Source organism: Acidovorax sp. KPB24-03 (assembly GCF_057546605.1).
Map to the genome: position 1 here is coordinate 1 of NZ_BAAJYR010000414.1, position 3,040 is coordinate 3,040.

At 69.3% G+C, this 3,040-nt stretch carries 3 protein-coding genes; 1 reads left to right on the plus strand and 2 read right to left on the minus strand.

Going from position 1 to position 3,040, the window contains the following annotated elements:
• A partial coding sequence (locus AC27KI_RS21855) for a hypothetical protein (protein ID WP_487115801.1) occupies positions 1-383 on the plus strand: 383 nt, incomplete at its 5' end.
• On the opposite strand, the gene AC27KI_RS21860 is transcribed toward AC27KI_RS21855, so the two are convergent.
• Both AC27KI_RS21860 and AC27KI_RS21865 read right to left on the minus strand, forming a co-directional pair.
• On the minus strand, positions 349-1,323 hold the full coding sequence (locus AC27KI_RS21860; RefSeq protein ID WP_272568093.1) for an alpha-E domain-containing protein: 975 nt from the start codon (positions 1,321-1,323) through the stop codon (positions 349-351). The genes AC27KI_RS21855 and AC27KI_RS21860 overlap by 35 nt on opposite strands.
• A 43-nt stretch (positions 1,324-1,366) precedes the next feature.
• A complete protein-coding gene (locus tag AC27KI_RS21865; protein WP_272568087.1) occupies positions 1,367-2,827 on the minus strand; it encodes a circularly permuted type 2 ATP-grasp protein in 1,461 nt (486 codons plus the stop codon).
• Positions 2,828-3,040 lie beyond the last annotated feature (213 nt).

Below are 3,040 nucleotides of genomic sequence, written 5' to 3' on the forward strand. Positions count from 1 at the left end.
TCCCCTCGCCCAGCCCGGCGCGCACGGCCCTCGCCGCCTGCGCCCTGCTGGCCGGCTCCCTGGCCACGGCCCAGACCAGCACGCCACAGGATGCGGCCACCGCAGCCGCGACCGCGCCCCGAGTGGTTGCGATGGATGCCCCCGCAGGCCGCACGCGCGCCGAGGTGATCGCCGAGCTGCAATGCGCGCGGGCCTCGGGCGAACTGGAGGCCATGGCGATGCAGTCCTACGGCATGCCCACCCCGCCCGTGAACCGGGCCGTGCCCGAATGCGCCGCAGCGGGCGGCACGGCCGTGGCCGGCAGCGCCGCCTCGCGCCCCGGCCCCATGAGCCGCGGCGGGCCGTGCTTCAGGCCGGCACGGGCACTAGGAAGTCGCGGCTGATGCCCGCGCCCAGTTCGTTCACCCGGTCCAGGAACTGCGTGAGGTACGCATGCAGCCCGGTGGACAGGATCTCGTCGATGCGGCCGTAGCGCAGGTCGGCCAGCAGCCGGCCCGCCTTGCGCTGGGTCTCCGACGACTGGTCGTTGGCCACCACCGCGAGGTTCTCACCCACCTCGTGCAGGCTGGCGTGCAGCGAGCGCGGCATGTCGCGGCGCAGGATGAGCAGGTCGGCCACGCGCTCGGGCGTGATGACGTCGCGGTACACGCGGCGGTACACCTCGAACGCCGACACGCTGCGCAGGATGGCGCTCCAGTGGTAGAAGTCGAACTCCTGCGGCGCGGCGCGGCTGCGGTCGCGCGTGCCCGAGCCGTGGAAATCGCTCTGCACCGCGTGGAACTTCACGTCCAGCAACCGCGCAGTGTTGTCCGAGCGTTCGAGGAACGTGCCCAGCCGCAGGAAATGGAACGCCTCGTCCTGCAGCATGGTGCCCAGCGTCACCCCGCGCGACAGGTGCGAGCGGTACTTGACCCATTCGAAGAACTGGCCCGGATCGCGCTCGAACAGGCTGCCTTCGAGCTGGCGGTGCAGTTCCAGCCAGGTCTGGTTCTGCGTCTCCCACACCTCGGTGGTGAGCGCCCCGCGCACGGCCCGGGCGTTCTCGCGCGCGGCGCGCAGGCACGACAGGATGGACGACGGGTTGTTGCCATCGCGCACCATGAACTCCAGCACCCCTTCGCGCGTGACCTCGCCGTGCCGCGCGGTATAGGCGGGGATCAGCTCGCTGATCGACAGCAGGCCCAGCCAGCTCTCCTGCGCCACGTCGGCCGACTGCGGGAGCAGCGAGGTCTCGTAGCTCACGTTGAGCATGCGGGCGGTGTTTTCCGCCCGCTCGGTATAGCGGGACATCCAGAACAAGTGATCGGCAGTGCGGCTCAGCATGCGGTCTCCCCGGCAGAAATTTCGAAACGAAGGGTCTGATGCGTCATGCAACGCTCCCTTCTTCTCCCAGCACCCAGGTGTCCTTGGTGCCCCCGCCCTGCGATGAATTCACCACGAGCGAGCCCTCCTTGAGCGCGACGCGCGTCAGGCCGCCGGCGGCCATCTGCACCTTCTGGCCGCTCAGCACGAAGGGGCGCAGATCGATGTGGCGCGGGGCGATGCCCGACTCCACGTAGGTCGGGCAGCTGGAGAGCGACAGCGTGGGCTGGGCGATGTAGCCCGAGGGGTTGGCCAGCACCGCGGCGCGGAACTCCTCGATCTCGGCTTTCGTCGCGGCCGGACCGATCAGCATGCCGTAGCCGCCGGCGCCGTGCACTTCCTTCACGACCAGTTCGTGCAGGTGGTCCAGCACGTAGGCCAGGTCGTCGGGCTTGCGGCACACCCAGGTGGGCACGTTGGCGAGGATGGGCTCCTCGCCCAGGTAGAAGCGGATCATGTCGGGCACGTAGGGGTACACCGACTTGTCGTCGGCGATGCCCGTGCCCACGGCGTTGCAGATCGCCACGTTGCCTGCGCGGTAGGCGTTCATGAGACCCGCGCAGCCCAGGGTGGAGGTGGGGCGGAAGACCTGGGGGTCGAGAAAGTCGTCGTCCACGCGGCGGTAGATCACGTCCACCTGCTTGAGGCCGCGCGTGGTGCGCATGTACACGAAGTTGTCCTTGACCACGAGGTCCTGGCCCTCGACCAGTTCCACGCCCATCTGCTGCGCGAGGAAGGCGTGCTCGAAGTACGCGCTGTTGTACATGCCGGGCGTGAGCACCACCACCGTCGGCTGCGCCGTGGCGGCGGGGGCGCTCGCGCGCAGGGTGTCCAGCAGCAGGTCGGGATAGTGGGCGACCGGCGCCACGCGGTGCGTGCGGAACAGCTCCGGGAAAAGCCGCATCATCATCTTGCGGTTTTCCAGCATGTACGACACGCCCGAGGGCACGCGCAGGTTGTCTTCCAGCACGTAGTAGATGCCGTTGCCGCTCGCGTCCGGGGCGCGCACGATGTCGATGCCGGCGATGTGCGCGTACAGATCGCGCGGCACGTCCACGCCGGCCATCTCGGGCCGGTACTGGGCGTTCTTGAGGATCAGGTCCGAGGGGATGATGCCGGCGTGCAGGATGTCCTGGCCGTGGTAGACGTCGTGGATGAAGCGGTTGAGCGCCGTGACGCGCTGCACCAGCCCCTGCTGCATGCGCGCCCACTCGTGCGCGGGGATGATGCGGGGGATCAGGTCGAAGGGAATGAGCCGCTCGGTGCCGGCGCCGTCCTCGTCCTTGGCGCCGTACACCGCGAAGGTGATGCCCACCCGGCGGAAGATCATCTCGGCCTCGGCGCGGCGCGCCTGCATGGCCTCGTCTGGCTGGCCCGACAACCATTGGCCGTAGCGCTTGTAGTGGGGGCGCACGTCGCTGCCGTCGAACGGCAGCATCGTGTACATCTCATCGAACTTCTGCATAACTGGTGCCTCCTGCAACCAGCATAGCAAGTTGTGAGCCGGGTTTTGGCGACTGGCGGGCCCGGGCGCGTTTTACCGCTCGCACGCCGGGGTGATGGCGCGCCGTCCTCACGGCAACGGGGCAGGCGCGTGGTGCCAGTAGCGCCGGCCCGCGTCGCGTTCGCACCGCCATTGTCCGGGCGCCTCGGACGCCCAGGTGGCGGCACCGCAGCG